The organism is [Flexibacter] sp. ATCC 35103 (assembly GCF_001975985.1).
Taxonomy (GTDB): Bacteria; Bacteroidota; Bacteroidia; order Flavobacteriales; family Flavobacteriaceae; genus Flavobacterium.
Map to the genome: position 1 here is coordinate 138,919 of NZ_MTQF01000003.1, position 26,007 is coordinate 164,925.

The following is a 26,007-nucleotide window of genomic DNA, read 5'->3' on the forward strand; positions in this document are numbered from 1 at the left end:
ACGACCCGAGCGATAGCGAAGAGGCGAAGCAATTACACTAATTTTCGCGAATTATAATTTACAAAACTGAGTAAAAATTTGTGAAATTCGTGGCAACCTTTTTTTATTGTTTAAATCTTAGCGCGTTCGTATTGTTTTGGCCATTGAATATCATCATTTAATTCTTTAGCAAAATCTAAAGGTAAATTTGGATTTCTTAGCGATTCTCTGGCGAATAAAACCACATCAGCCTGAGCATTTTCTAAAATAGCTTCGGCTTGTTTGGCTTCGGTAATTAATCCTACCGCGCCTGTTGAAATATTTGCTTCTTTCCTGATTTGTTCTGCAAAAGAAACCTGATAACCAGGACCAACTGGAATCTTTTGGTGCGAAACCAAACCACCGGAAGAAACGTCAATTAAATCGACTCCTTTTTCTTTTAAGATTACTGAAAGTTTTACAGATTCTTCTGGATTCCAACCACCTTCTGCCCAGTCTGTAGCTGAAATTCTAACCAATAAAGGCAGATCTGATGGCCATTCTGATTGTACAGCTTCTACAATTTCTAAGGTAAAACGAATTCTGTTTTCGAAACTTCCACCATATTTATCCGTTCTGATATTTGTTAAAGGAGATAAAAACTGGTGTAACAAATAACCGTGTGCACCGTGAATTTCCATTACCTGATAACCTGCTTCAACAGCTCTTTTTGTTGCTGCCTTAAAATCTGAAATAACTTTTTGAATTCCGTTTTCGTCCAATGTTTCCGGAAGAAATGGCTCATCTTCATGGTACGGAATCGAACTTGCAGAAACAGTCTGCCATCCGCCTTTTGTTAGATCTAGTTTTTTATTACCCTCCCAAGGAACCGAAACACTTGCTTTACGTCCTGCATGTGCCAATTGAATTCCGGGAATTGAATGTTGGGAAACAATAAATTCGTTGATGCTTTTTAATTTTTCAATATGTTCATCCTTCCATATCCCTAAATCAGAAGGAGAAATTCTCGCTTCGGGAGAAACGGCTGTAGCTTCCTGAATAATTAAACCTGCTCCTCCGCTGGCACGACTGCCTAAATGAACCAAATGCCAATTGTTTGCAAATCCATCAATTGCTGAATATTGGCACATAGGTGATATAACAATTCTATTTTTTAAAGTAACTTTTTTTATAGTAAGAGGAGAAAATAATAATGAAGCCATAATTGTAACTTTTAATGGTTTTATACTACCTATTGAGTGAGATAGTGTTTAAAGAAAGTAAAGTTAAAGCTTCTTGTTAAAACTAGAAATCTAAATGTTTATTAATTAACAAACATTTAAAACCTTAAGTATTATCTTGCGGTCTCAAATTAATCAGAAAACGTTACTTTTGTGCGTTAAATTACGAACTAAAAATACAAAATGGATATAGTTATCAAACTCTCTCAATTTCTATTGAGTTTATCTTTACTTATTATTCTTCACGAATTAGGACATTTTATTCCTGCAAAATTATTTAAAACAAGAGTCGAAAAATTTTACTTATTTTTTGATGTTAAATATTCTCTGTTAAAAAAGAAAATTGGCGAAACCGAATACGGAATCGGCTGGTTACCACTTGGAGGTTATGTAAAAATCTCCGGAATGATCGACGAAAGCATGGACAAAGAACAAATGGCTTTGCCTCCGCAACCTTGGGAATTTCGTTCTAAACCAGCATGGCAACGTTTGATTATTATGTTAGGTGGAGTTACGGTAAATTTTATTCTGGCATTCATTATATATATAGGTATGGCGTTTGCTTATGGTGATACATATGTAGCAAATGCTGATTTAAAAGACGGGGTTTTGGTTGAAAGTCCTGTAATGATAAAAGCTGGTTTTAAAACCGGTGATAAATTCCTGGCTGTTGACGGACAAAAAATAGAAAACTTCGATAATGATATCAACATGAAAATTATCATGGCTAAAGAAGTTTTGATTGAAAGAAACGGACAACAACAAACTATAAAAATGCCTACTGATTTTGTTGATCAGTTGTCAAAACAGAAAAAAGCACCGCTTGTAGACATGAGGATTCCTTTTGCTGTGGCAAGTGTTACTCCAGAATCAGGAAATACTACGGCTTTAAAACCAAAAGATTTAATTGTTAGTATTAATGGACAAGAGACAAGATATTTTGATCAGGCGAAAGCTATTTTAGAAAGTAATAAAGGAAAAACAATTCCTGTAGTTGTCTTACGCGATTTAAAAAAAGTACCCGTTACGGTTAAAGTTTCTAATGCTGGAAAATTAGGTATTGTTACTGGTGGCTTAAATATTGAATCTTTAGAAAAATTGGGGTATTATAAAGTAAGTACTAAAAACTATAGTTTCCTTGAATCAATTCCTGTGGGACTAACAAAAGGTAAAGATCAATTAGTAGGTTACGGAAAACAGCTTAAAATGATTTTTAACCCTGAAACAAAAGCATACAAACAAGTAGGTGGTTTTGCAGCGATTTTTAACATTTTTCCAAGTTCTTGGAGCTGGGAAGTATTCTGGTCGATCACTGCTTTATTGTCGATTATGCTTGGAGTTATGAATTTATTGCCAATTCCGGCTCTTGATGGTGGTCATGTGATGTTTTTATTATACGAAATAATTAGCGGCAGAAAACCGAGCGATAAATTCCTTGAAAACGCCCAAATGGTTGGTTTCGTTTTACTTATAGGACTCCTTTTATTCGCTAACGGAAACGATATTTATAAGGCAATTGTTGGCAAGTAAAAATATTTTATAAAAAGTGCTAAAATATTTTTGAGAAACTAAAAAATCATCTATATTTGCACTCGCTAAAAAGAACAACAACTTCCTCCTTAGCTCAGTTGGTTAGAGCATCTGACTGTTAATCAGAGGGTCCTTGGTTCGAGCCCAAGAGGGGGAGCAACTTTTTTTAGCAAACATATTTACCTTTAAGGTGATTCCTTCTTAGCTCAGTTGGTTAGAGCATCTGACTGTTAATCAGAGGGTCCTTGGTTCGAGCCCAAGAGAGGGAGCTTATTAAATACCACTTACATCCGTAAGTGGTATTTTTTTTTGCTAAAAATTCAATTACCACCAATCTTCCCTACATTCTTAATTTCAACAAACCTAAGCGATTCTATATTGGATTTACAGAAGACTTCAACACCAGAATTAAATTTCATAAAAAAAAAGAGAATACGAGAGTATATGCAAGAATAGCAATCATAGAGAAGGATTCGAAAATAAACAAAAATAAATCCGGTGCAAATCCAGATATAAAACGAAAAGAACAAGAAATGTATAAAACCAAAAAAACCTCTTCAGTTACGAAGAGGTTTTTGTACCCGGAGCCGGAGTCGAACCGGCACGGTTTCCCACAGGTGTTTGAGACCAGCGCGTCTACCAATTCCGCCATCCGGGCTTAGCAGACGAAAAAACAACTAATGAATCAGTTATTTTAACGCAATAGAACAAGTTAATTATGATGTCATAACTGTGCTTATTCCTTTAACACGGTGCAAATGTAAAAAATAAAATTAAATGTTCTACTAAAAATACTTAAATTTTTCCTTTCAGTGTCCAATAAATTTTCTAAATTTGCACCTCGTTAAAACGAAGCACACACAACTAACTACAAAACAACAAATTATAATGTCGCACCTAGAACCAGAAGCTAAAATATTTGCTTGTTCAAAAAGTGTTTATCTTGCGGAAAAAATTGCTGAGCAATACGGAATTCCGCTAGGTAAAGTAACGATGTCAACGTATAGTGATGGAGAATTTCAACCATCTTACGAAGAGTCAATCAGAGGATTACGCGTTTTTATCGTGTGTTCAACTTTTCCAACTGCTGATAATTTGATGGAATTGTTACTGATGATTGATGCAGCAAAACGCGCATCTGCAAGACACATTACAGCTGTTATGCCTTATTTTGGTTGGGCAAGACAAGATAGAAAAGATAAACCAAGAGTTCCGATTGGAGCAAAATTAGTAGCTAATTTATTAGATGCTGCCGGAGCGACAAGAGTTATGACAATGGATTTGCACGCAGATCAAATTCAGGGGTTTTTCGAAAAACCAGTAGATCATTTATTTGCATCTACAATCTTTTTACCATACGTAGAAAGTTTAAAGTTAGACAATCTAACCATTGCATCTCCGGATATGGGAGGTTCAAAAAGAGCATATGCTTACTCTAAGTTTTTAGAATCAGATGTAGTAATCTGTTACAAACAAAGAAAAGCAGCCAACGTTATCGACACTATGGAACTAATTGGTGAAGTAAAAGGACGTAACGTAATATTAGTAGACGACATGATCGATACTGGTGGTACATTAGCGAAAGCAGCAGATTTAATGATCGAAAAAGGAGCATTAAGCGTTAGAGCAATTTGTACACACGCCATTTTATCAGGTGACGCTTACGAAAAAATTGAAAACTCAAAATTAAGCGAGTTAATAGTTACCGATTCTATCCCATTAAAGAAAGAATCAAAGAAAATCAGAGTAGTGAGTTGTGCACCTCTTTTTGCTGAAGTTATGCACATGGTGCACCACAACAATTCCATCAGTGGAAAATTTATAATGTAAAAGTAATACGCTTTAGGCTTTAAGCCGTAAGCTATTACGATTACAAAAAAAAAGCTTAAAGCCTATGGCCTAAAGCTTATAGCAAATTAGAATATTTATTAATAACTATATTTTTTTACAATGAAATCGATTACAATTAAAGGATCAGAAAGAGAAAGCGTGGGCAAAGTGTCAACTAAAGCCTTACGTAATGCTGGAGCGGTTCCTTGCGTGTTATACGGAGGAAATCAAGCAGTACACTTCTCAGCAGACGCTGCAGCGTTCAAAAACTTGGTTTACACTCCAAACGCACACACAGTTGTGATTGAGCTTGGAAAAGGAAAATCATTTAATGCAATTTTACAAGATATCCAGGTTCACCCGGTATCTGACAAAATCTTACACATTGACTTCTTTCAATTATTTGATGATAAAGAAATCACTATGGAAGTTCCTGTAAAAGTTGTAGGTACATCTAAAGGTGTTCTTGCAGGTGGTGTTTTACGTTTGAACACTCGTAAATTAAAAGTTAAAGCTTTACCTAAAGATCTTCCTGATTTTGTTGAAGCTGACATTACTCCACTTGAAATGGGTAACAAATTATACGTTACTAAAGTTGGAAAACCAGAATACAAAGTTATGCACCCAGAGAACACTGTTGTTGCTCAGGTAAGAATTTCTCGTGCTGCTATGAAAGCTGCTCAAGAAGCTGCAAAAGCTGCAAAAGCTCCTGCAAAAGGAAAGAAAAAATAATTTTTTTCAAATTCAATACAAAAGCATCAATCGAAAGATTGGTGCTTTTTTTTTGTTTTAAAGGTTCTGAGTCGCTGAGATTCTAAGTTACTAAGTTTCGTATGTTAGACAGAGCGAAGTCGAAGTCCATTGCGAACTTTTCAATTAGTTTTTTTGGAAGCAGAAATCTTCGGTTTTTTTTCAAGAGGTGACGTTCCTGCCATCCGCTATATCTTTTTCCTCCTAAAGGAGCAGGAAAAAGGATACCGCTTCTGTCAGGGCTAGCCAGAGGTTTTGCTTTAGAAGTCTCTAAGTTGCTAAGTTACTGAGTTACTAAGAATAATACCTGTTTGTCAGACTGAGCGAAGTCGAAGTTCCGCAAGAAACTAGACAGTAGAAAGTCAATTACTGTGCGGTCCTTCGACTTCGCTCAGGATGACAAAAAATGTGATTAAGATAAAGATTGCAAAAAACAAATAATTCGCGTAAATCCATTCAAATCCGCGTCATCCGCGTCCCATTATTTGCAGTTAAACCCGAGCGCAAACCAAAATTATCTAATTATCTAATTGCCACATTATCTAATTAACCTTATTTTTGTATCATGATAAAATGGATAACAAAACTGTTTTCATCAACACAAAAAGAAGAGAACATAGACGATATGAAAAAATATTTAATCGTAGGACTTGGTAATATTGGCGCCGAATACGTAAATACACGACATAATATAGGATTCAAAGTCCTGGATTTTTTAGCCAGAAAAGAAAGCCTTTCTTTCGAAACTGCAAAACTGGGCGCTTTGGCCGAATATAAATTCAAAGGCAGAACCTTTTTTCTGCTTAAGCCAAACACTTACATGAATTTAAGCGGTAAGGCTGTAAAATACTGGATGGATAAAGAAAATATTCCGTTAGAGAATATTTTAATCATTACAGATGATCTAAATCTGTCATTCGGAACCATCCGTATCAAACCAAAAGGAAGTGACGGAGGTCATAACGGGTTGAAGAATATCAATCTGGTTTTGAATACACAACAATACACACGTTTTAGATTTGGTATAAGCGATCAGTTCAAAAAAGGACAGCAAATTGATTATGTTTTAGGAGATTGGGACGAAGAAGAAAAGGCAAAATTACCGGAACGTTTAGAAGTTGCTTCAGAAATTATTAAATCTTTTGGAACTGCCGGATTAGAAAATACGATGACAACTTTTAACGGAAAATAAAGATTTACAAGTATTTAACTCTTAAAAAATCGAATTATCAGTTAATTAAATTGAATTATAACGAAATAGTATTTTCTATTCCAAAGTTAAATGTCTAAATTTGGGATAAATTATTATAAATCATAAAATCATAAATATCATGGCTTTTGAATTACCACAATTACCTTATGCATATGATGCACTAGAACCACATATTGATGCTCGTACAATGGAAATTCACCATTCAAAACATCATAATGCGTATACAACAAATCTAAATGCTGCAATTGCAGGAACGGATTTAGAGGGAAAAACAATCGAAAATATTCTAATCAACCTAGATAAATCAAACGCTGCAGTTCGTAACAATGGTGGAGGTTTCTACAACCACAATTTATTCTGGACTGTAATGTCTCCAAACGGTGGCGGATTACCAACAGGTGATTTATTAGCTGCAATTGAGGATTCTTTTGGAACTTTTGAAGAGTTTAAAGCAAAATTTGCTAAAGCCGGAGCAACACAATTTGGTTCAGGATGGGCTTGGCTAACAGTAAAAAAAGGAGGAAAGTTAGAAGTTGTTGGTACTCCAAATCAAGACAACCCATTAATGCCAGAAGTTGCTGGTAACGGTGGAACTCCAATCTTAGGAATGGATGTTTGGGAGCATGCTTACTACTTAAACTATCAAAACAGAAGACCAGATTACATTGAAGCTTTCTTTAGTGTAATTAACTGGACAGAAGTTGCAAGAAGATTTGCTTTAGACAAATAGTCGAAAATAGAGTAAAGAATAAAGAGAAAAGACGAATAGCCTAACGGTTATTCGTCTTTTTTTATGTCTATATCCAAAGTCTTTATTCTATATTCTCTGTTCTATCCTCCTTCTCCAGCAATCTTCCCTCTATTCTCTATATTCTTTTCTCTTTTCCCTATCTTCTTTTCTCTAAAAAAGAAAATAAAAAAGGTGGAATCTCTTCCACCCTTTTTGCCCCAAATCTACCATAGACTTAACCTACTAATGTTATGGTTTAGTAAATGTATGACAGCTATTTATATGAAAAAAACTTTTTAGACGAATGGTAAATATATCCGATTAAGTAAAAGAAAGATAGAGAAATAGAGTAAAGAGGATAGAATAAAGATTAATGAATAAAGATTAATGAATAAAGAGAGTATCGTCTATATTCTGTGTTCTATAATCTATTTTTCTTAAAAAGATAAAAATAAAAAAGGCGGAATCTCTTCCACCTTTTTTGCCCCAAATCTACCATAAACTTAACCTACTAATGTTATGGTTTTGTAAATGTATGATAGCTATTTTTATGAAAAAAATTTTATAGACGAATGGCAAATAAATCCGATTAAGTAACTGTAGTCTATTACTTTATAAAATATCTGACTTTATTCCAATAAAAAAGGTGGAATTGCTTCCACCCTTTTTGCCCCAAATCTACCATAAACTTAACCTACTAATGTTATGGTATCTCAAAAGTATTGTAGCTTTTCATTTTTACCAAACATATAGGACGAACGGTAAAAAAAACCGATGAAATGCACAAATTAACCTTTTGTTAGTATTTTATTAATACGCTCTCGCGTCTTTTCCTTCATAAAAATTCATAAAAGCCCTGTTTACAACACGATTTCCTCCCGGTGTAGGATAGTCACCTGTAAAGTACCAGTCTCCAAGATTTTTCGGACATGCAATATGCAAATCTTCTACCTTTTGGAAAATAATTTTTACTTCAGCATTGATTTCCGGAGAACTCAACATTTCAGCAATTTTATCTGAAACTTCTTCCGGAGTAAACTGATCGTAAATTGCAGTTACATAATTCACAACATCACTATCAACATAGTTTTCCTGTGCTTTACATTTTGCATAAACTTCATCTACGATATGATATAAGTTTCTTTCTTTTAATAAAGCTAATGCTGCTCTAAAAGCAACAAGACCTTCAAGTTTAGCCATGTCAATTCCGTAACAATCAGGGTAACGAATTTGTGGAGCTGATGAAACAATTACAATACGCTTAGGATTTAAACGATCCATCATTTTAATGATACTCATTTTAAGCGTTGTACCACGAACGATACTGTCGTCGATAATAACAAGATTGTCAGTTGGTTTAATCACTCCGTAAGTCACATCATAAACGTGCGCTACTAAATCATCACGACTGCTATCTTCTGTAATAAAGGTTCTAAGTTTAGCATCTTTAATAGCAACTTTTTCTGTACGTATTTTTACAGCTAATAATTCCTGTAAAGTTTCAGCAGTAAGTGTATTTCTGTTGGCTAAAATATAATTGTTTTTTCTTTGATTTAAAAAATCCTGAGCTGCTTCGACTAAACCATAAAATGAAGTTTCTGCAGTATTCGGGATATAAGAAAAAACAGTATTGTCTGTATCGCTGTCAATTGATTCTAAAACAGCCGGTAAAATTAATTTTCCTAAATTTTTACGTTCCTGGTAGATTTCAGCGTCACTTCCTCTTGAAAAATAAATTCTTTCAAAAGAACATGCTTTTTTAACTGTTGGTTCTAAAATTTGTTCCATAGAAACTTTTCCGCTTTTCTTAATAATCAAAGCATTTCCCGGCTCAATTTCCTGAACACTTTCAAAAGGCACATTAAATACGGTTTGAATAACCGGTCTTTCAGAAGCTACAACAACTACTTCATCATCCTGATAAAAGTAAGCCGGACGAATTCCTGCAGGATCTCTAAAAACAAAAGCATCACCGTGACCCAGTAATCCGGCCATTGCGTAACCTCCGTCTAAATTTTTAGCAGAACGTCCTAGTATTTTAGCAATATCTAATCGATCTGCAATTACCGGAGAAGCTTCTCTTTTAGAGTAACCTTCGGCTTTACAGTCTTGATAAAGCTGCATTACTTCTTTGTCAAGAAAATGCCCTATTTTTTCCATAACTGTAACAGTATCCGCCATTTCTTTTGGATGCTGCCCAAGTTCTACTAAATTTTCAAAAAGTTCTTTAACATTCGTCATATTAAAGTTACCAGCCAAAATTAGATTACGATGCATCCAGTTACTCTGACGCAAAAATGGATGTACGCTTTCTATGCTGTTTTTTCCGAAAGTTCCATAACGTACGTGGCCTAAAAATAATTCACCAACGTACGGAATTTCAGCTTTGATTTTGTTTATGTCGTCAGCGATTTCAGGTTTCGCAGTCAATTCTTCATTGATACGATCGTTGATTTGCTTAAAAACATCTTGTATAGGCTGGGCATGATTCGAACGAACTCTGCTAATGTAGCGCTGTCCAGGTTCAACATCTAATTTGATGCTTGCAAAACCTGCACCATCCTGGCCACGGTTATGCTGCTTCTCCATCATTAGATACATTTTTTGTATCCCGTAAAAAGCAGTTCCGTATTTTTCTTTGTAATATTCAAGCGGTTTAAGAAGTCTAACTAAGGCTATACCACATTCGTGTTTTAAAGCGTCGCTCATTGTTTTTTGTATTTTGTGTTGTTGTAAGTTGTGCGTAATAACGTAATAAAAAAGCCCCGTTTTATCGAGGCTTCAAGGCATTATATTTCTATGTCAAACTGAGTTAACGACTTAAACTGTTGTAATCGAATCGCTACTTCTGCTTTGCTTAATGTTTCCATCCTTTCGGTTCCAAATTTCTCTACACAAAATGAAGCTAAATTAGATCCGTATATAATTGCATTTTTCATATTGCCAAAAGAAATGTTTTCACTCTGTGCAATGAATCCTGAAAAACCACCTGCAAAAGTGTCTCCTGCTCCTGTTGGATCAAAAACATCTTCTAATGGTAAAGCCGGCGCAAAGAATACTTCTCTGTTATGGAATAAAAGTGCTCCGTGTTCTCCTTTTTTGATCACCACATATTTTGGTCCCAATTCCTGGATTTTGTTTGCCGCTTTTACTAATGAATATTCTCCTGAAAGCTGTCTTGCTTCTTCATCATTGATTGTTATAACGTCTACACGTTTGATTACATCTAATAATTCAGGAAGAGCGCAATCCATCCAAAAGTTCATAGTATCTAAAACTACTAATTTTGGTTTTTTCTCCATTTGGTCTAAAACGCTGCTTTGTACTAAAGGATGTAAGTTTCCTAACATCACAACATCAGCATCTTTATAGTTCTGAGGAACTTTTGGTTGAAAATCAGCCAAAACGTTTAATTCAGTTACAAGAGTGTCTCTTGAGTTTAAATCGTTGTGATATAAACCGCTCCAGAAAAAGGTTTTTCCGCCTTTTACAATTTCGATACCAGAGATATCAATATTTCTTGAAGTTAAAAGATCTAAATGTTCTTGAGGGAAATCGTCGCCAACTACAGAAACAATGGCCGATTGTAAGTTAAAAAATGATGCTGATAAACCGATGTACGTTGCAGCACCACCTAATATTTTATCTGTTTTTCCGAAAGGAGTTTCGATAGCATCGAAAGCAACCGTTCCAACAATCAATAATTTATTCATTTTATGAATTTCGAATTAGGGTGCAAAGATACTTCATAAGTTACAATATTGCAACGGTTTAGGTTCTCAAAATTTTCATAAAAAAACAATATCGTTTGCGGGGCTAAAACTATTGTAAATGAATGAATTGTATTTGATTGTTACGAGTGCTTAAAATATGTTTTTTGGTTTTAAATCGCAAGAGTTATTTTTGAAAAAAGCGTTGAAGATTTTAGTTAGATTTGTTTAAAGATCAAATCTTATTTATGAAGAAAATTCTAATCTTATTAATATTCCTTTGTTTCTAGATTTCCTGTGAAAGAAAAGAACCCAATTTTTCTGAAGAAATGATTGAGAAGTTGGCAGATCGAGGAGAAGTTAAAAATGAAATTGTTAGATTGCCACCTCCACCAGCATCATTTACGGATTTATATTTTGGTGTAAATCGTGATGAAATTGTTTTGACAAATGGTGATGCGCTATTTTTGTTTTATAAAGAAGATTATTCTGGAAAATTCAAGTCCTTCAAAGAGTTTTTAAGTGCCGTTTTAAATGATGGTTTTGTTTTGGATAAAAAACTATTTAAAAACCCAAGATATCCAAAAAGGTTTACATTAAATCAAAAAATAGAAAAAGAATATTCAGATTTAGGATTTGATCAATTTTTTAAAAAGTATTCTAAGCCGTCAGGTAAAAAAGGAGTTTTACAACTTAACAAATCAACTATGAAATCTGAAGAAGGAGAATATCTTACGGTTACTTATCTTATGTATAAAAACAAATATGACATAAGCAGAGATTGTTATCAGGGAATAGATTACTTAAGAAAGAGAGAAGATTCATTCAGATAACAACCTACAACTATTAGGTTTTTAAAATTTCCCGCTTTTTTTCCTCCCATTTTTCATTAAACTTTTCTAAAGACATCGTTGGAGATTTTTCAGCCGTTTTTATCCATTTCAGGAAATCTTTTTTAGATAATTTGCTGTTATTCGGATTGTTTTTCTTTTCAATCATAATTATTCAAAATAAATTCTACAATTCATACTTCTTATCAAAATAATTCTTCAAAACCCCAATCTGAACTAATATCATAAAAGGAACTATTAAAAGAGAATACAGTATGTTTTTAGAAAAATGAATTCCTGAAAATAAGGCAGATACTTTATCAGAATATGTTTTGGCTATTTCAAAATTAGAAGTATTATTATTTGAATAAACAGCATAAAAGGTCAAAGCAATTAAACTGATGCCAATAAATATCCAGGTCGAGTTAGAAATCAACGGTTTGTAAGCTTTGATTTTGCTTTGTTCAGCCACTAAAACCTGAGACATTATCTTTGAAGTAAAGTCAAAAGATGGCGATTCCAAAGTGTTTTCGCGCATCATTTTTTCAATCAGATTTTCTATTTCTTTATCATTTTCTTTCATAACATTCTATTATTTCTGGTTCTAATTGCTTTTTCAAAATTACGGCTAATTTCTGTCGGCTTCTAAATAATTTTACCTTCACATTATTAGCATTAATGCTCATGATTTTCGCTATTTCTTCTAAACTCTGATCTTCAAAATAAAATAAAGTTAGCAAGAAATTTTCTTCACTTGGTAATAAATTCAAACAATTTTGAATCGTTTGCTTTCGTTCCTTATCCTCTAAAGCGCTCAAGGCATTATCCATCGTTTTTATTAAATGAGCCGAAAATTCATCGATGGAGATATTGTTGTCTTCTTTTTTATTTTTTTTCAAACGATCTAAACACGTATTATAAGCAATTTTATAAATCCAGGTCGAGAATTTAGAATCTCCTTTAAACTTTGCCAGAGAACTATATACTTTAATAAAGGTGTCTTGCGCAACTTCCTCAGCTTCTTCTCTGTTTTTGATCATTTTAAGAGCCAATGTAAAAATCATATCCTTATAACGATCTACCAACACGGCAAAAGAATTAGTCTCGCCCTGTATAATTTTATCGATATAATGTTGATCGCTTGTTGTGCTCATATTATATAGGACGATAGTTCTTTTAATTAGGTTACAAAAAAAGTGAAATTTTATTTTTTTTTAAATTTCAACTTTTAGTCTATAATATATGCATAGAACTTTGAGAAAGATTTAGCATTTTTAAAAAATAATTACAGACTCAAAATTAACTCATAATCAGCAAGTTTTAGTCCCGGGACTTCGAAATGATTTAAAAATTTAGAATTTATTTTCAAATAGTTGTAACCTCAATTTAAAACATGTCGTCATATGGGTATCAATCAATTATAAAAACATAAAAATTATGGGACCAGAAATTTTAATACCAATTAGTCTTTTTTTAATGATCTTCGGGATTGTTTATCTTATTTACTCAACAAGAAACAGAGAACGTTTAGCACTTATAGAAAAAGGTGTTGATGCCAGTATCTTTTTAAAAGGACACGGAAAAGGTGTTCCATTATGGAAAGTGTTTGTTGTCAATCTGGCTTTTTTATTAATAGGGAGCGGAATAGGGATTTTTGTCGCGTTGCTAATCACGACTTACACTTCGCTTGCTGATTCTGCGGTTTATCCGTCTATTATTTTTATTATGGCTGGAGTTGGTTTACTTGCAGGGTTTAACAAAGCTAAAGACTTAGATAAAGAGTAAATTATTTTAAGAATATTAAAAATGCGTCAGGAGCGATTGTTCCTGACGCATTTTTTTATGATTTAGATCCTATGGTTTCATAGTAAACATCTACCGAAAGATTTTTTTGCATTGATGCCATAACAGCTAATTCATCGCAACGTTCATTTTGAGGATGGTTGTTATGCCCTTTTATCCATTTAAAATCGACTTGGTGTTTGCGGTAAATAATTAAGAAACGCTTCCAGAGATCTGGATTTTTTTTGCCGGTATAATTTTTTTTCTCCCAGCCAAAAACCCATTTTTTGACAACAGAATCAATTACGTATTTAGAATCAGAAACCACTAAAACCTTCATGTTTGGATTTTTTAGTTTTTCCAGACCTACAATTACAGCCAAAAGTTCCATCCTGTTATTAGTCGTGAGCCTGAAACCCTCATAGAATTCCTTTTTATGTGGTGTCCCAACCAATTCCATTACTACTCCATAACCCCCGTTTCCCGGATTTCCTTTCGCAGCGCCATCAGTATATATATGTACTTCGTGATTCATTTTAGACTTCTTAGATTTTAGATTGTTAGACTTCTTAGATTTTTGTTTTTGGATCTCCTAGATTTTATATTCCAGACTTCTTAGATTTTAATTTCAAATAATAAAAATTTAAGAAGTCTTATGTCTAAGAAATTTAAAGTCTAATCCTCTAATAGTCTCGAAATAATTTCCGGAAAATACTTTTGTTCCAGTTCATGAATCTTTTCTGCTACTGTTTCCGGAGTATCTTCATCTGTCAAGGCTACATTTTTTTGAAAAATAATACCTCCTTCATCATAATGTTCATTTACATAATGAATAGAAATTCCGGTTTCTTTCTCCTTATTATTAATTATAGCTCTGTGTATGTGCATTCCGTACATTCCCTTTCCTCCATAGTTAGGCAAAAGAGCGGGATGTATGTTGATTATTTTGTTGGGATATTTTTCGATTATATGGTCCGGAAATTTCAATAAAAAACCTGCAAGAACTATCATATCCGGGTCGATTTCTTGTATCTTTTGTAAGAGGTTACTTTCTAATAATTCGCTTTTTGAGAAGATTTCGGTCGGAATTTGATGATTTTTTGCTCTTTCGATAACTTTCGCCGAAGCATTATTCGTAAAAACAGAAACGACTTTTGCAATTTTAGTTTTAGCAAAATATTTAATGATGTTTTCAGCATTAGTCCCTGAACCTGAGGCAAAAACAATAATTTTTTTCATAATAGAATGTAATTTGAGAATGCAAAAAACGGAATAATAATCGAAAATAAATAGTATTAAAAAGTCTTTCTTGAAATTAATTTTATAAATTAGTGTTACATTTATAAACTAAATCGTGGTTTTAAAATAAAGTTTTTTATTTTTGCCAACAAATTAAATTCTAAAATTAAAGATTATGTCAGACATTGCATCAAGAGTAAAAGCGATTATCGTAGACAAATTAGGTGTTGACGAAAACGAAGTTGTAACAGAAGCAAGCTTCACTAATGATTTAGGAGCTGACTCATTAGACACTGTTGAGCTTATTATGGAATTCGAAAAAGAATTTGATATTCAAATTCCAGACGATCAAGCAGAAAACATTGCTACTGTTGGTCAAGCTATTTCTTATATCGAGGAAGCTAAAAAATAATAATACTGCACCCGATTTTTATATTCTATAAGTCGGGTGTTATTATTTTTTTAAAATTTAAATTTCGATTGGTTTTCAATCAAAAAGATATATTTATATTGTAATGCCCATGGCTCTTAAGTAAACAATACAATTAAGAAAGCGTGGGTTTTATTTGTTTAAAGTACAAAACACATATTTATGACGTTAAAGCGAGTTGTTGTAACAGGATTAGGTGCTCTTACTCCGATCGGGAATAATATCCAGGATTACTGGGAGGCACTTGTGAATGGGGTTAGCGGAGCCGCTCCTATCACGTATTATGATACAGAGAAGCATAAAACGAAATTTGCCTGTGAAGTAAAAAACTTCAATATTGAAGATTACATGGATCGCAAGGAATCTCGAAGATTAGATAAATTCGCTCAATATGCTGTTGCTGCAAGTGATGAGGCTATTAAAGATGCCGGACTTACAAATGACAATATCGACAAAACAAGAGTTGGTGTTATCTGGGGAGCAGGAATTGGAGGATTAGAAACTTTTCAGGAAGAAGTTATTTATTATGCCAAAGGAGACGGAACGCCAAAATTCAATCCGTTTTTTATTCCTAAAATGATTGCCGATATTGCTCCTGCGCACATTTCTATGCGTAATGGTTATATGGGACCAAATTATACTACTGTTTCTGCATGTGCATCTTCTGCAAATGCATTAATTGATGCTTTTAACTACATCCGTTTAGGAATGTGTGATGTTATTGTATCAGGTGGATCTGAGGCTGCGATTACAATTGCAGGTATGGGAGGTTTTAATTCTATGCACGCCTTATCAACAAGAAATGAAAGTCCTGAAACAGCTTCAAGACCTTTTGATGCAACCAGAGATGGTTTTGTATTAGGTGAAGGAGCAGGAGCTTTAGTTCTTGAAGAATATGAACATGCTAAAGCCAGAGGCGCAAAAATTTATTGCGAAGTTGGTGGTGGCGGAATGTCATCTGATGCTTACCACTTAACGGCACCACATCCGGAAGGAATTGGCGTTATTGCTGTAATGAAAAACACATTAAGAGATGCAGGAATGACTCCTGAAGATGTGGATCATATCAACACTCACGGAACTTCTACTCCATTAGGAGATGTTGCCGAATTAAAAGCAATTAGTGCTGTTTTTGGCGATCATGCAAAAACAATCAATATAAACTCTACTAAATCAATGACCGGACACTTACTTGGTGCTGCCGGAGCTATTGAAGCAATTGCTTCCATTTTAGCAATGCAACATAGTATTGTTCCTCCAACTATTAATCATACAGTAGTGGATGAAAACATTGATCCGTCATTGAATCTTACCTTAAACAAACCTCAAAAAAGAGAAGTAAATGTTGCCATGAGTAACACTTTTGGTTTTGGTGGACACAATGCATGCGTATTGTTTAAAAAATTAGTTGACTAATTTCTGTATATGAATATTATCAAAAAAATATTTTCTAAATCCCGTTCTCTAGAAGACGGGATTTTTTTTGACACTATTCAGAAAATACTTGGCTTTCAACCTGCCACAATCGATTTTTATAAGAAAGCTTTTACGCATAGATCTTCGAATAAATTAGACGAATCAGGACATCCAATAAATTATGAAAGACTTGAATTTTTAGGAGATGCTATGTTAAGTGCTGTAATTGCAGCCCATTTATTTAACAAAGCGCCAAACGGCGACGAAGGTTATTTGACAAAAATGCGCTCAAAAATTGTGAGTCGCGAACATTTAAATGAATTAGGAAAAGATTTAAACCTGGTTCGTTTTGTAGAAAGCAAAGTGCCCATTCAGCATTTTGGAGAAAATATTCATGGTAATATTTTCGAATCACTTATAGGTGCAATTTATCTGGATAAAGGATATGCATTTTGTGAAAAATTTATTCAAAAAAGAGTTGTAGCCCCTTATGTCGATATTGCACGACTTGAAGGTAAAGTAATTAGCTATAAAAGTTTAGTTATCGAATGGTGTCAGAAAGAAAAGAGAGTCTTTCATTACGACATTTTTGAAGATAATGGTATTGACGGTCAGCGCTTATTTGGCGTAAAATTAAGTATAGACGATAAAGTAATCGCAAGAGCGCGAGCAACTTCAAAGAAGAAGGCAGAAGAGAAAGCTTCACAAAGAGCTTATTTTGCATTTCAGGAAAAAATAGACAAGAAATAGCTACAAGTTTCCTGTAACTATCTTAAAGCTATAACGTTTTCGTTTATAAATTAATAAAAACAACCACATCTTCGCTATTTAAGCTCCGCTAGAAATAGTATATTTACACCTTGATTTTTCATGAAATGGCTATTCATAGATTGGATTTAGACGAATTTGACGAAATTGATTATTATTTAATGGCAATCCATACTTCATTAGAAGATTACAGATTGGCTTATTTTATCAATAAAACCCTTCCGATTAACTTAAGTAAGAGCAAAAACGAGATCCATGCTCAAACTAAAGAAGGCGAGGCAAATTTTTCGAGATTCTATTATTATGATGCTGAAAAAACAGTTTCATGGAATTTAATTCAGAATAAAAATGAGATCATTTCAGTGAGTAAAAATGATTCTCAAGATTTGTTTTCCAATGAGACAAGTGAGGTTTCAACAACAATTCATTTACTTCCTGAATTCAAAAAAGTAGATTTTTTCCTGAAAATAGAAAATAGCGAAGAGACGCTTGACTTTTCAGAAATTCAACAACAATTAAATACCATAGAGAGTATTGCGGCTATTTATGCTGTAGATACAGATAAAATAAAATCAAAAAACAATCTAATTTTTTAAAAAAAATGTTAACAAACAAAAAAACCAAAATTGTAGCTACACTTGGTCCTGCATGTGGTACAAGAGAGATCATTAAGGATATGATCGATGCAGGGGTAAATGTTTTTAGAGTTAATTTTTCGCACGCTGATTACGAAGGAGTAAAAGAGAAGATTAATATTATTAGAGGTCTAAACGAAGAGTTTGGTTACACTACTGCAATCCTTGGAGATTTGCAAGGTCCAAAACTTAGAGTTGGAGTAATGGAAGAAGGAACTGTTGTTCATGATGGTGATTTAATCACTTTTACAACTGCAGAAGATATTTTAGGAACTGCTCAAAAAGTGTTCATGAAATACCAAAATTTTCCAAATGATGTTAATCCGGGAGAGCGCATTTTGCTTGATGACGGTAAATTGATTTTTGAAATTATTTCTACAGATAAAAAAACAGAAGTTGTTGCTAAAGTAATTCAGGGTGGAGAATTAAAATCTAAAAAAGGAGTTAATCTTCCAAACACTAAAATTTCTTTACCGGCTTTGACTGAAAAAGATATTGCAGATGCTATTTTTGCTATTGAGCAAAAAGTGGACTGGATTGCACTTTCGTTTGTAAAAACACCTCGCGATTTACAAGATTTACAAGAATTAATCGCAAAACATTCTGAATATAAAATTCCAATTGTTGCTAAAATTGAAATGCCGGAAGCTCTTGAGAATATGGATAAAATTGTAGCATATTGTGATGCTTTAATGGTTGCACGTGGAGATTTAGGAGTTGAACTTCCTGCTCACGAAGTACCATTGGTTCAAAAAGATTTGATTCGCAGAGCTAAAATCGCAAGAATTCCTGTTATCGTTGCTACACAAATGATGGAGACAATGATCACAAGTTTAACACCAACAAGAGCTGAAGTAAACGACGTTGCAAACTCTGTAATGGATGGAGCTGATGCTGTAATGTTGTCTGGAGAAACTGCAACAGGAAATTATCCTGTACAAGTTATTCAAAAAATGACTCAAATTTGTGAGGCTGTTGAGGATTCACCGCTAATTCAGGTTCCACAAAATACACCACAAATTAAAACAAAACGTTTCGTTACTAAAACTGTTTGTCATCAGGCAGCTTTATTAGCTAATGAAATCAAAGCTAAAGCAATTTGTACTTTAACAAATAGTGGGTATACAGCTTTTCAAATCTCAGCCTGGAGACCATCAGCACATATTTTGGTATTTACTTCAAACAGAAGAATCTTAACACAATTGAATTTATTATGGGGAGTAAAATCATACTTCTACGATAAAGACGAAAGTACAGATGATACTGTAACTGATGTTAACGAAATTGCAGTTCAAAAAGGGTATGCCGCAAAAGGAGATTATTTAATCAACCTTGCAGCTATGCCTATTAAAGATAAAGGAATGGTAAATACCATGAGAGTTTCTGAAATAGAATAATTTTTTTTAGAATTATATATAAAAAGCCATTCGACGCATCGAATGGCTTTTTTTGTTTTAAGGTAATTCTTTAAATTTTACCTTGAAATTACCTTTTATCAAATTGAAAACCTTACAATTTGTAAAAAATTGATATTCATTTTTTTAAGTTTTAGTAAAAAAATGAATATATCTTAAAGTGTTTTTCTTACGCTTCTTATTTCTTAAAAATAAAAAACAAAATCTAACTTCCTAATTAAATGATTTTTGCGTGGTGCATTTTATAAAATGCAACATTCCGGAGCAAAATAAAACATTTTTATTGTTTCATTTTATAAAATGAAACAATGTCAGACCGTATAAATGCTATTGTTCGTTTTTTTATTAGCTAATTTTGAGAAAGTTAAATAAAACTTAAGAAAATTCTTGTTTCAAATTATCCCCTATTTTAAAATTAAAAAACTGAAACAAACTAAATTCTCCACCTTCCTGCAAATTACACAAAGTAGTATTTACCTTATATCTTAGATTGATTAATAAAATAATTATTAACAAATTTTAGTACCATGAAACAAAGTAAAATAAAAAGTGAATTTGGAACCGCTATAATGCTATTTGCATTAGTATGCTTCACCTCTATTCAAGTGAAAGCTCAGAATAAAAAGCAACCTAATATTTTGATAATTTGGGGTGATGATATAGGAACCACAAATGTTAGTGCTTACAGTGATGGATTAATGGGATACATGACTCCAAATATTGATCGAGTGGGCAATGAAGGAATACGTTTTTTACATTATTATGCTGAACAGAGTTGTACAGCGGGGCGTGCAGCTTTAATAACCGGACAACACGGAATTCGTACAGGATTAACTAAAGTTGGTTTTCCGGGTGCGCCAATGGGAATGAGCCAGTTAGACCCAACAATTGCAGGAGTACTAAAACAACTAGGATATGCTACCGCACAATTTGGTAAAAACCATTTAGGAGATCGAAATGAAAGTTTGCCAACTGTAAATGGATTTGACGAATTTTTTGGAAATCTCTATCACTTAAATGCAGAAGAAGAACCGGAACTGCCGGATTATCCTAAAGATCCCGCTTATCTAAAACAATACGGACCAAGAGGAGTATTAAAATGTACCGCTACAAATGTAGATGATCCAACGGTAACCGATGCTCGTTTTGGAAAAATTGGAAAACAAAAAATTGAAGATACCGGAGCTCTTACAAAAAAGAGAATGGAAACAATTGATGATGAAACTGTAGCTGCGGCTATCGATTTTATTAAGAGACAAAATGCAGCAGGAAAACCTTTTTTCGTATGGTGGAACGGTACTCGTATGCACTTGCGTACTCACGTAAGAGCAGAACATCGTGGTAAATATACTCATGGAGACAGTGAATATATTGACGGTATGATTGAACATGACTTAACTGTTGGTGAACTTTTGAAAGTCCTTGATGATTTAGGAATTGCAGATAACACTTTAGTTGTCTATTCCACAGATAACGGTCCTCACATGAATACATGGCCTGATGGAGGAATGACTTCTTTCCGTTCAGAGAAAAACACAAACTGGGAAGGAGCATTTAGAGTTCCTTGTATGGTACGCTGGCCAGGTGTAATTAAACCAGGTCAGGTAACTACTGAAATGATGAGCCATAACGACTGGTTTCCTACTTTGGTTTCAATCGCGGGAGAACCTGATGTTGTTAAAAAAATGTTGACCGGCTATAAAGCAAACGGAAATACCTATAAAGTACATTTAGACGGTTATGATCAATCTGCTTTTTTAGAAGGTAAAACGCCAAAAAGTGCCAGAAATGAATTTTTCTATTCAGATGATGACGGATTACTTGTAGGTATGCGTCAGGGAGATTATAAATATGTTTTTGCAGAACAGCGTATGGCTGGAACAATGGGATTATGGGCAGAACCTTTTACAAAACTTCGTTTGCAAAAAATGTTCAATTTATACCAGGATCCTTATGAAAGAGCTGATTTTACTTCTAACACTTATTGGGATTGGATTATCAATCACGTAGGATCAGTGTATGGAATGAATGTAGAGGTAATGAAATTTGCTGCAACATTCAAAGAGTATCCGCCTCGTTCAATTCCGCCAAGTTTTTCTCCATTAACTATTATGGAAGAAACGCTTGATCAAATTAAGCTAGAAAAAGCTATGAATGCGTCGGGAGCTTCAAAGAAAAAATAAAAATATCTAATAATAAATAGAGCTTGAACTTCCCATACCTCAAGCTCTATTAATTTAAAAAATCAACATCATGTATAGAAAAATATATATAATACCCCTATTTTTATTTTTGTTGATTTCCTGCAAAAAATCGGATAATGTTACTATAACTACTGATCCTAAAGACAGTACAGCAACAGTTGCAACAAGCAGTGATCCGTTGCCAAGCTGGAATGACACAGCACTAAAAAAAGATATCATTGCTTATGTTACCAAAGTCACAAAAGAAGGAAGTCCAGATTTTATTCCCGTTGAAAACAGAATAGCCACTTTTGATAACGACGGAACACTTTGGGCTGAAAAACCATATGTTCAGGAATTATTTGCTTTTTACCGGGTTAAGAAAATGGTAGAAGCTAATCCTGAATTAGCAAAAAAACAACCTTTTAAAGCTGTAGTCGAAAAAGACAAGACTTTTTTTGAAAAAGGAGGAGATAAAGCCCTCATCGAATTAGTTGCTGCTACTCATACCGGTATGACTGAAGATGAGTTTGAAGCATCAGCAAAAGACTTCTTTGCCACTGCTCAATATCCGGGCAAAAATGTTCCTGTAAAACAAATCAGATATCAGCCACAATTAGAGTTATTGAATTATTTACGTGCAAACGGATTCAAAACTTTTATTGTAACCGGTGGAACAATTGAACTGGTTAGAGCAATATCTGCTGACTTCTACGGAATTCCAAAAGAACAAGTCGTGGGAACTTCTTTCAAATATAAATTTGATGATACTAAAAATGCCGTACTCAGAGAACCTGCTTTAGATTTATTTAATGATAAAGAAGGTAAACCTGTTGGAATACAACTGCATATAGGCCAGCGTCCCGTTTTTGCGTGTGGGAATGAAGGCGGAGCCGGAGATCTTGCTATGCTTAGATATTCTCAGGGCAGTAAATATCCATCTTTTCAATTAATTGTAAATCATAATGACCCGATCAGAGAATACAATTATCAGGAAAAAGATAATCTATCACTAAACACTGCTGCAAAATATAAATACCATGTAGTGAGTATAAAAGACGATTGGAAAAAGATTTTTCCAGACAAATAATTTCAATTTAGTTAGATTAAAATGAAACAACTTTTACTGGTTGAAGGTTGTTTCGTTTTGATTTTAAATGATTAAAAATCTTTTAAATGAAATGATTATGAAACGTAAATTTTATGCTAGTATTCAATTATTGTTTAGTGCAGCTTGTTTTCTTACAGGTTTTTCAGCATTTGCACAAGAAGAAGCTTCAAAAGCGGGATCAAGTGCTCAGGAACTTGCAGATAAATTAGCGAATCCGGTGGCAAGCTTAATTAGTGTGCCATTGCAAAACAACTTAGTTTATGGAGTTGGCCCTTTTAACGGATCAAAATATACCATTAACGTTCAGCCTGTTATTCCGTTTAAATTAACAGATAATCTAAATTTAATTACACGTTACATTCTACCTGTTGTTGACCAAAGAGATATTACAGGCGAAAACACACATCAATTTGGTTTGAGTGATGCAACTGTAACTGCTTTTTTTGCTCCTAAAACAAAAGGACTTATTTTAGGATTTGGACCTGCTTTTTTAGTCCCAACCGCTACAGATAAACTTTTAGGAACAGAGAAATTTGGTGTTGGTCCCAGTGTATTGGTTATGCATCAGGGCAAAGGACTTTCTATAGGATTCATTGCTAACCAGATATGGTCTGTTGCCGGAAATGAAGATCGAGCCGATTTTAATCAATTTTACACCCAAATATTCCTGACACATAGTTATAAAAGCGGTGCAAGTTTAGGTATTAGCTCAGAGATTACCCAAAATTGGGAAGGCAAAACAACATTGGTTACTATTAGTCCAAATATAGGAGCTGTTACAAAATTAGGAGATCAGGTTGTTCAATTTGCTATAATGCCACTAATTCCTATTGTAGGACCACATGAAAGCAAACCAGATTGGGGATTAAGAGCCGTTCTGGCTTTTGTATTTCCGGGATCCTAAAATTTCTTCTGAGTTTCTTTCATCATAAAAAACAAATCATGAAATCAAAAATTTTATCCATTATAGTACTAATTTGTTTATTGTCATGCACTAATTCAACGACAAAAAATGAGACCACAGCAGTTACGGATACTATCAAAACCACCGTATTTAAACCTGTTGATTTTGAGGAACAATTAATCTATAATCGCGCAATCGAAGCTGTAATCTGGGGAATGCCAGCGGTTAATTCAGAATTATTTCATGAAAGTCTTTTAAAAGCAAAAGGCGATTACAATCAGATCGTGTATTGGTCAGGATTAATCAGTTCAAAAAATCAGACTTTAACTCCAAATCCGGACGTAATTTATATCAACCCTTTTTATGATACCAGACAAGGTCCGGTTGTTTTAGAAATTCCGGCAGCAGAAGGAGTTTCATCCTTAACCGGAAGTTTAGATGATGGCTGGCAAACTGCCATTGAAGATATTGGTCCTGCGGGAGTTGACAAAGGTAAAGGCGGAAAATACCTTATTTTGCCTCCAAATTATAAAGACGCAATTCCGTTAGGTTACATTTCGATGCCTTCTTCTACTTACACAGGTTATGCGATACTTCGTTCTAATCTTACAGATGCAAGTGCAAACGACATTAAAAGAGCCATTGATTACGGAAAGAAAGTAAAAATTTATCCTCTTTCTGAAGCTGATAATCCACCGGCAACAACCTTTGTTGATTTAATCGATGTTTCTTTTAGTAACACGATTCCGTATAACATTCATTTCTTCGAGATATTAAATCAATTTGTACAAAGAGAGCCTTGGTTGACTCGTGACATGGCAATGATAGACCAGTTAAAATCTATTGGAATTGAAAAAGGAAAAACTTTTCAGGCCGATGCCAGAAGACAGGAAATCCTAAATGCAGCAATCAAAGACGCACATAGCTGGATTGACAAAAAATATGAAAAAATATTTACGCCACCATTTTACGAGGGAACAAATTGGGCTTTACCAGCATCAGCAGATGTTGTAAAATCTCTTCCAACAAATTATACGATTCCAAACCTTTATCCTGTTGATGAAAGAGCCATAAGTTATTCGATGGCTTATTTTAGTGCAAAACATTTAGGAACAGGACAATTTTATCTCATGTCTATAAAAGATAATAAAAAGGAGTCATTTGATGGTTCAAAATTATACAAACTGCATTTACCGGCTAAAGTTCCTGTAAAATTATACTGGTCAGTAACCGCTTATGACCGCGAAACACACGCCCTTATTTTGGGCATGAAGTATTCAAGTCGTGCCTCTACATCGCCGGGACTTCAAAAAAATTCAGATGGTTCTGTAGATATTTATTTTGGTGCCAAAGCTCCTGCAGGAAAAGAATCAAATTGGGTTCCAACAGATCCTAAAAGAAAATTCGAATTACTGGCTCGTTTTTATGGCCCTGAAAAAGGATTTTTTGATAAAACATGGAAAATGGGAGATGTTGAAGAAGTGAATTAAAAAACTCCTTTTTAAATATCAGAAAAGAGATTAATAATTGAAAACTAATCCTACTGTAAAATGAAGAGAAACAATATTTGTAAAACCCTGTTTGTCATCGTATTTGTAATCTCATTCAGCATTAAAACAAACGCTCAAAAAATGGTACAGAATGTTGCAGCCTGGATTGGTTACGAAATGTATTTGCCTTTTAAAGAAGATGGAAGATGGGGGTTATTATTAGAAGGATATTCAAAAGGAAATGATTTTGTGTCAGAACTTCAGGGATCTTTTTACAGAGCAGGTGCCAATTATTATCTTAAAAACGGTAACCGATTGGGAGCTGGCGTTGCCTACCAATGGGATTTACCATATGATGAGCTTTCATTGCCATACAACAATCCGGATTACAGGATTTATGAGCAATTTATTTGGCGTATCGTCAAAAAAGAAGGAAACGAAGTCTGGTCACAACGCTTTAGAATGGAGCAGCGCTGGTTAGGTCGAAAAGATGATCCAAACAATACCAGTGATCATTTTGATTATTATAAATTCGAAAACACACTTCGATATCAGGTTCGATATCAATTATGGTTTAAACAGCGATGGGCAGCGGTTGTTTATGATGAAATTCATATAAGAACTAATGCGTCAAGCGGTAATGAAAATTATCTGGACCAAAACAGATTGTATGTAGGAACGGCTTATAGCCTGGATAAACGCAGAGAAATTCGAATGGAACTGGGGTACATGAATCAGATTTTCTGGAAAGCCCCTGATACAGAAAGCGGACTAAGCAGAATGAATCATACCATTAGAATTACCCTGACAACAGATTTACCTTTTAAAAGAAAATAAAATGC

At 33.9% G+C, this 26,007-nt stretch carries 24 protein-coding genes and 3 tRNA genes; 19 read left to right on the forward strand and 8 right to left on the reverse strand.

What is annotated here, in order from left to right; translation table 11 throughout:
* Window positions 1-110 precede the first annotated feature (110 nt).
* Complete coding sequence (locus tag BXU01_RS04875; protein WP_083691980.1) at window positions 111-1,181, reverse strand: NADH:flavin oxidoreductase/NADH oxidase; 1,071 nt, start codon at window positions 1,179-1,181, stop codon at window positions 111-113.
* Between the two features lie 201 nt (window positions 1,182-1,382).
* Between BXU01_RS04875 and rseP the strand changes: the two genes are divergently transcribed.
* The 3 genes from rseP (at window position 1,383) to BXU01_RS04890 (ending at window position 2,998) form a co-directional block, all read left to right on the forward strand.
* The gene (gene rseP / locus BXU01_RS04880) at window positions 1,383-2,729 is read left to right on the forward strand and encodes an RIP metalloprotease RseP (protein ID WP_083691981.1); all 1,347 of its coding nucleotides are present in this window, start codon (window positions 1,383-1,385) and stop codon (window positions 2,727-2,729) included.
* A gap of 83 nt (window positions 2,730-2,812) precedes the next feature.
* Window positions 2,813-2,886: transfer RNA gene (locus BXU01_RS04885), tRNA-Asn, on the forward strand.
* A 38-nt stretch (window positions 2,887-2,924) separates the two neighbouring features.
* A tRNA-Asn gene (locus BXU01_RS04890) sits at window positions 2,925-2,998 on the forward strand.
* Window positions 2,999-3,307: 309 nt separating this feature from the next.
* On the opposite strand, the gene BXU01_RS04895 is transcribed toward BXU01_RS04890, so the two are convergent.
* Window positions 3,308-3,387: transfer RNA gene (locus BXU01_RS04895), tRNA-Leu, on the reverse strand.
* Window positions 3,388-3,617: 230 nt separating this feature from the next.
* On the opposite strand from BXU01_RS04895, the gene BXU01_RS04900 reads away from it, so the two are divergent.
* The 4 genes from BXU01_RS04900 to BXU01_RS04915 all read left to right on the forward strand — a co-directional run bounded on the left by BXU01_RS04900 (window position 3,618) and on the right by BXU01_RS04915 (window position 7,252).
* Window positions 3,618-4,559, forward strand: coding sequence for a ribose-phosphate pyrophosphokinase (locus BXU01_RS04900; RefSeq protein ID WP_055097593.1), 942 nt, complete (start codon window positions 3,618-3,620; stop codon window positions 4,557-4,559).
* Window positions 4,560-4,679: 120 nt separating this feature from the next.
* Entirely contained in the window at window positions 4,680-5,291 is a 612-nt protein-coding gene (locus BXU01_RS04905; protein WP_055097594.1) for a 50S ribosomal protein L25/general stress protein Ctc, read from the forward strand.
* A 583-nt stretch (window positions 5,292-5,874) separates the two neighbouring features.
* Window positions 5,875-6,501 carry an aminoacyl-tRNA hydrolase gene (gene pth, locus BXU01_RS04910; protein ID WP_083691982.1) on the forward strand — a complete coding sequence of 209 codons (627 nt, stop codon included), beginning with the start codon at window positions 5,875-5,877 and terminating at the stop codon, window positions 6,499-6,501.
* Between the two features lie 139 nt (window positions 6,502-6,640).
* Window positions 6,641-7,252, forward strand: a complete 612-nt coding sequence (locus tag BXU01_RS04915) for a superoxide dismutase (protein WP_083691983.1) — start codon at window positions 6,641-6,643, stop codon at window positions 7,250-7,252.
* An 810-nt stretch (window positions 7,253-8,062) separates the two neighbouring features.
* Here the strand turns inward: BXU01_RS04915 and BXU01_RS04920 are convergent.
* Window positions 8,063-9,961 carry an amidophosphoribosyltransferase gene (locus tag BXU01_RS04920; protein WP_083691984.1) on the reverse strand — a complete coding sequence of 633 codons (1,899 nt, stop codon included), beginning with the start codon at window positions 9,959-9,961 and terminating at the stop codon, window positions 8,063-8,065.
* Between the two features lie 80 nt (window positions 9,962-10,041).
* A complete protein-coding gene (locus BXU01_RS04925; RefSeq protein ID WP_055097600.1) occupies window positions 10,042-10,965 on the reverse strand; it encodes a PfkB family carbohydrate kinase in 924 nt (307 codons plus the stop codon).
* Between the two features lie 326 nt (window positions 10,966-11,291).
* Here BXU01_RS04925 and BXU01_RS04930 point away from each other — a divergent pair, with 326 nt between their 5' ends.
* Entirely contained in the window at window positions 11,292-11,795 is a 504-nt protein-coding gene (locus tag BXU01_RS04930) for a hypothetical protein (protein ID WP_083691985.1), read from the forward strand.
* Between the two features lie 184 nt (window positions 11,796-11,979).
* Here the strand turns inward: BXU01_RS04930 and BXU01_RS04935 are convergent, their stop codons facing one another.
* Together BXU01_RS04935 and BXU01_RS04940 are read right to left on the reverse strand one after the other, a co-directional pair.
* Window positions 11,980-12,375 (reverse strand): hypothetical protein, encoded by a 396-nt coding sequence (locus BXU01_RS04935; protein ID WP_083691986.1) that lies wholly within the window; start codon window positions 12,373-12,375, stop codon window positions 11,980-11,982.
* A complete protein-coding gene (locus BXU01_RS04940; RefSeq protein ID WP_083691987.1) occupies window positions 12,362-12,946 on the reverse strand; it encodes an RNA polymerase sigma factor in 585 nt (194 codons plus the stop codon). Before BXU01_RS04940 ends, BXU01_RS04935 begins: the two co-directional genes overlap by 14 nt.
* Before the next feature lie 283 nt (window positions 12,947-13,229).
* Here BXU01_RS04940 and BXU01_RS04945 point away from each other — a divergent pair, with 283 nt between their 5' ends.
* The gene (locus BXU01_RS04945; protein WP_083691988.1) at window positions 13,230-13,577 is read left to right on the forward strand and encodes a DUF6249 domain-containing protein; all 348 of its coding nucleotides are present in this window, start codon (window positions 13,230-13,232) and stop codon (window positions 13,575-13,577) included.
* A gap of 55 nt (window positions 13,578-13,632) precedes the next feature.
* Here the strand turns inward: BXU01_RS04945 and rnhA are convergent, their stop codons facing one another.
* The gene (rnhA, locus tag BXU01_RS04950; protein WP_056243976.1) at window positions 13,633-14,109 is read right to left on the reverse strand and encodes a ribonuclease HI; all 477 of its coding nucleotides are present in this window, start codon (window positions 14,107-14,109) and stop codon (window positions 13,633-13,635) included.
* A 140-nt stretch (window positions 14,110-14,249) separates the two neighbouring features.
* Complete coding sequence (gene purN / locus BXU01_RS04955; RefSeq protein WP_083691989.1) at window positions 14,250-14,813, reverse strand: phosphoribosylglycinamide formyltransferase; 564 nt, start codon at window positions 14,811-14,813, stop codon at window positions 14,250-14,252.
* A 175-nt stretch (window positions 14,814-14,988) separates the two neighbouring features.
* Between purN and BXU01_RS04960 the strand changes: the two genes are divergently transcribed.
* The 10 genes from BXU01_RS04960 to BXU01_RS05005 all read left to right on the forward strand — a co-directional run bounded on the left by BXU01_RS04960 (window position 14,989) and on the right by BXU01_RS05005 (window position 26,002).
* Window positions 14,989-15,225 carry an acyl carrier protein gene (locus BXU01_RS04960; RefSeq protein WP_007137004.1) on the forward strand — a complete coding sequence of 79 codons (237 nt, stop codon included), beginning with the start codon at window positions 14,989-14,991 and terminating at the stop codon, window positions 15,223-15,225.
* Window positions 15,226-15,405: 180 nt separating this feature from the next.
* A complete protein-coding gene (gene fabF / locus BXU01_RS04965; protein WP_083691990.1) occupies window positions 15,406-16,659 on the forward strand; it encodes a beta-ketoacyl-ACP synthase II in 1,254 nt (417 codons plus the stop codon).
* A 9-nt stretch (window positions 16,660-16,668) separates the two neighbouring features.
* On the forward strand, window positions 16,669-17,409 hold the full coding sequence (gene rnc, locus BXU01_RS04970) for a ribonuclease III (RefSeq protein WP_083691991.1): 741 nt from the start codon (window positions 16,669-16,671) through the stop codon (window positions 17,407-17,409).
* A 125-nt stretch (window positions 17,410-17,534) separates the two neighbouring features.
* On the forward strand, window positions 17,535-18,023 hold the full coding sequence (locus BXU01_RS04975; RefSeq protein WP_056243964.1) for an IPExxxVDY family protein: 489 nt from the start codon (window positions 17,535-17,537) through the stop codon (window positions 18,021-18,023).
* A 5-nt stretch (window positions 18,024-18,028) separates the two neighbouring features.
* Entirely contained in the window at window positions 18,029-19,459 is a 1,431-nt protein-coding gene (gene pyk / locus BXU01_RS04980; RefSeq protein ID WP_055097614.1) for a pyruvate kinase, read from the forward strand.
* A 545-nt stretch (window positions 19,460-20,004) separates the two neighbouring features.
* Window positions 20,005-21,660: an arylsulfatase gene (locus BXU01_RS04985; RefSeq protein WP_083691992.1), complete on the forward strand. Its 1,656-nt coding sequence runs from the start codon at window positions 20,005-20,007 to the stop codon at window positions 21,658-21,660.
* A 70-nt stretch (window positions 21,661-21,730) separates the two neighbouring features.
* Window positions 21,731-22,750 carry an HAD family phosphatase gene (locus BXU01_RS04990; RefSeq protein ID WP_083691993.1) on the forward strand — a complete coding sequence of 340 codons (1,020 nt, stop codon included), beginning with the start codon at window positions 21,731-21,733 and terminating at the stop codon, window positions 22,748-22,750.
* Between the two features lie 97 nt (window positions 22,751-22,847).
* Window positions 22,848-23,675 carry a hypothetical protein gene (locus BXU01_RS04995; protein ID WP_083692695.1) on the forward strand — a complete coding sequence of 276 codons (828 nt, stop codon included), beginning with the start codon at window positions 22,848-22,850 and terminating at the stop codon, window positions 23,673-23,675.
* A gap of 38 nt (window positions 23,676-23,713) precedes the next feature.
* Window positions 23,714-25,165, forward strand: a complete 1,452-nt coding sequence (locus BXU01_RS05000; protein WP_083691994.1) for a DUF1254 domain-containing protein — start codon at window positions 23,714-23,716, stop codon at window positions 25,163-25,165.
* A 60-nt stretch (window positions 25,166-25,225) separates the two neighbouring features.
* Window positions 25,226-26,002: a DUF2490 domain-containing protein gene (locus BXU01_RS05005; protein WP_083691995.1), complete on the forward strand. Its 777-nt coding sequence runs from the start codon at window positions 25,226-25,228 to the stop codon at window positions 26,000-26,002.
* The last annotated feature ends 5 nt before the right edge of the window (window positions 26,003-26,007 follow it).

What these genes read in the sequence shown, in the direction of transcription:
- BXU01_RS04875 (WP_083691980.1), bottom strand. Translation starts at nt 1,181, where the DNA reads ATGGCTTCATTATTATTTTCTCCTCTTACTATAAAAAAAGTTACTTTA.
- rseP (WP_083691981.1), top strand. Translation starts at nt 1,383, where the DNA reads ATGGATATAGTTATCAAACTCTCTCAATTTCTATTGAGTTTATCTTTA.
- BXU01_RS04900 (WP_055097593.1), top strand. Translation starts at nt 3,618, where the DNA reads ATGTCGCACCTAGAACCAGAAGCTAAAATATTTGCTTGTTCAAAAAGT.
- BXU01_RS04905 (WP_055097594.1), top strand. Translation starts at nt 4,680, where the DNA reads ATGAAATCGATTACAATTAAAGGATCAGAAAGAGAAAGCGTGGGCAAA.
- pth (WP_083691982.1), top strand. Translation starts at nt 5,875, where the DNA reads ATGATAAAATGGATAACAAAACTGTTTTCATCAACACAAAAAGAAGAG.
- BXU01_RS04915 (WP_083691983.1), top strand. Translation starts at nt 6,641, where the DNA reads ATGGCTTTTGAATTACCACAATTACCTTATGCATATGATGCACTAGAA.
- BXU01_RS04920 (WP_083691984.1), bottom strand. Translation starts at nt 9,961, where the DNA reads ATGAGCGACGCTTTAAAACACGAATGTGGTATAGCCTTAGTTAGACTT.
- BXU01_RS04925 (WP_055097600.1), bottom strand. Translation starts at nt 10,965, where the DNA reads ATGAATAAATTATTGATTGTTGGAACGGTTGCTTTCGATGCTATCGAA.
- BXU01_RS04930 (WP_083691985.1), top strand. Translation starts at nt 11,292, where the DNA reads ATGATTGAGAAGTTGGCAGATCGAGGAGAAGTTAAAAATGAAATTGTT.
- BXU01_RS04935 (WP_083691986.1), bottom strand. Translation starts at nt 12,375, where the DNA reads ATGAAAGAAAATGATAAAGAAATAGAAAATCTGATTGAAAAAATGATG.
- BXU01_RS04940 (WP_083691987.1), bottom strand. Translation starts at nt 12,946, where the DNA reads ATGAGCACAACAAGCGATCAACATTATATCGATAAAATTATACAGGGC.
- BXU01_RS04945 (WP_083691988.1), top strand. Translation starts at nt 13,230, where the DNA reads ATGGGACCAGAAATTTTAATACCAATTAGTCTTTTTTTAATGATCTTC.
- rnhA (WP_056243976.1), bottom strand. Translation starts at nt 14,109, where the DNA reads ATGAATCACGAAGTACATATATATACTGATGGCGCTGCGAAAGGAAAT.
- purN (WP_083691989.1), bottom strand. Translation starts at nt 14,813, where the DNA reads ATGAAAAAAATTATTGTTTTTGCCTCAGGTTCAGGGACTAATGCTGAA.
- BXU01_RS04960 (WP_007137004.1), top strand. Translation starts at nt 14,989, where the DNA reads ATGTCAGACATTGCATCAAGAGTAAAAGCGATTATCGTAGACAAATTA.
- fabF (WP_083691990.1), top strand. Translation starts at nt 15,406, where the DNA reads ATGACGTTAAAGCGAGTTGTTGTAACAGGATTAGGTGCTCTTACTCCG.
- rnc (WP_083691991.1), top strand. Translation starts at nt 16,669, where the DNA reads ATGAATATTATCAAAAAAATATTTTCTAAATCCCGTTCTCTAGAAGAC.
- BXU01_RS04975 (WP_056243964.1), top strand. Translation starts at nt 17,535, where the DNA reads ATGGCTATTCATAGATTGGATTTAGACGAATTTGACGAAATTGATTAT.
- pyk (WP_055097614.1), top strand. Translation starts at nt 18,029, where the DNA reads ATGTTAACAAACAAAAAAACCAAAATTGTAGCTACACTTGGTCCTGCA.
- BXU01_RS04985 (WP_083691992.1), top strand. Translation starts at nt 20,005, where the DNA reads ATGAAACAAAGTAAAATAAAAAGTGAATTTGGAACCGCTATAATGCTA.
- BXU01_RS04990 (WP_083691993.1), top strand. Translation starts at nt 21,731, where the DNA reads ATGTATAGAAAAATATATATAATACCCCTATTTTTATTTTTGTTGATT.
- BXU01_RS04995 (WP_083692695.1), top strand. Translation starts at nt 22,848, where the DNA reads ATGAAACGTAAATTTTATGCTAGTATTCAATTATTGTTTAGTGCAGCT.
- BXU01_RS05000 (WP_083691994.1), top strand. Translation starts at nt 23,714, where the DNA reads ATGAAATCAAAAATTTTATCCATTATAGTACTAATTTGTTTATTGTCA.
- BXU01_RS05005 (WP_083691995.1), top strand. Translation starts at nt 25,226, where the DNA reads ATGAAGAGAAACAATATTTGTAAAACCCTGTTTGTCATCGTATTTGTA.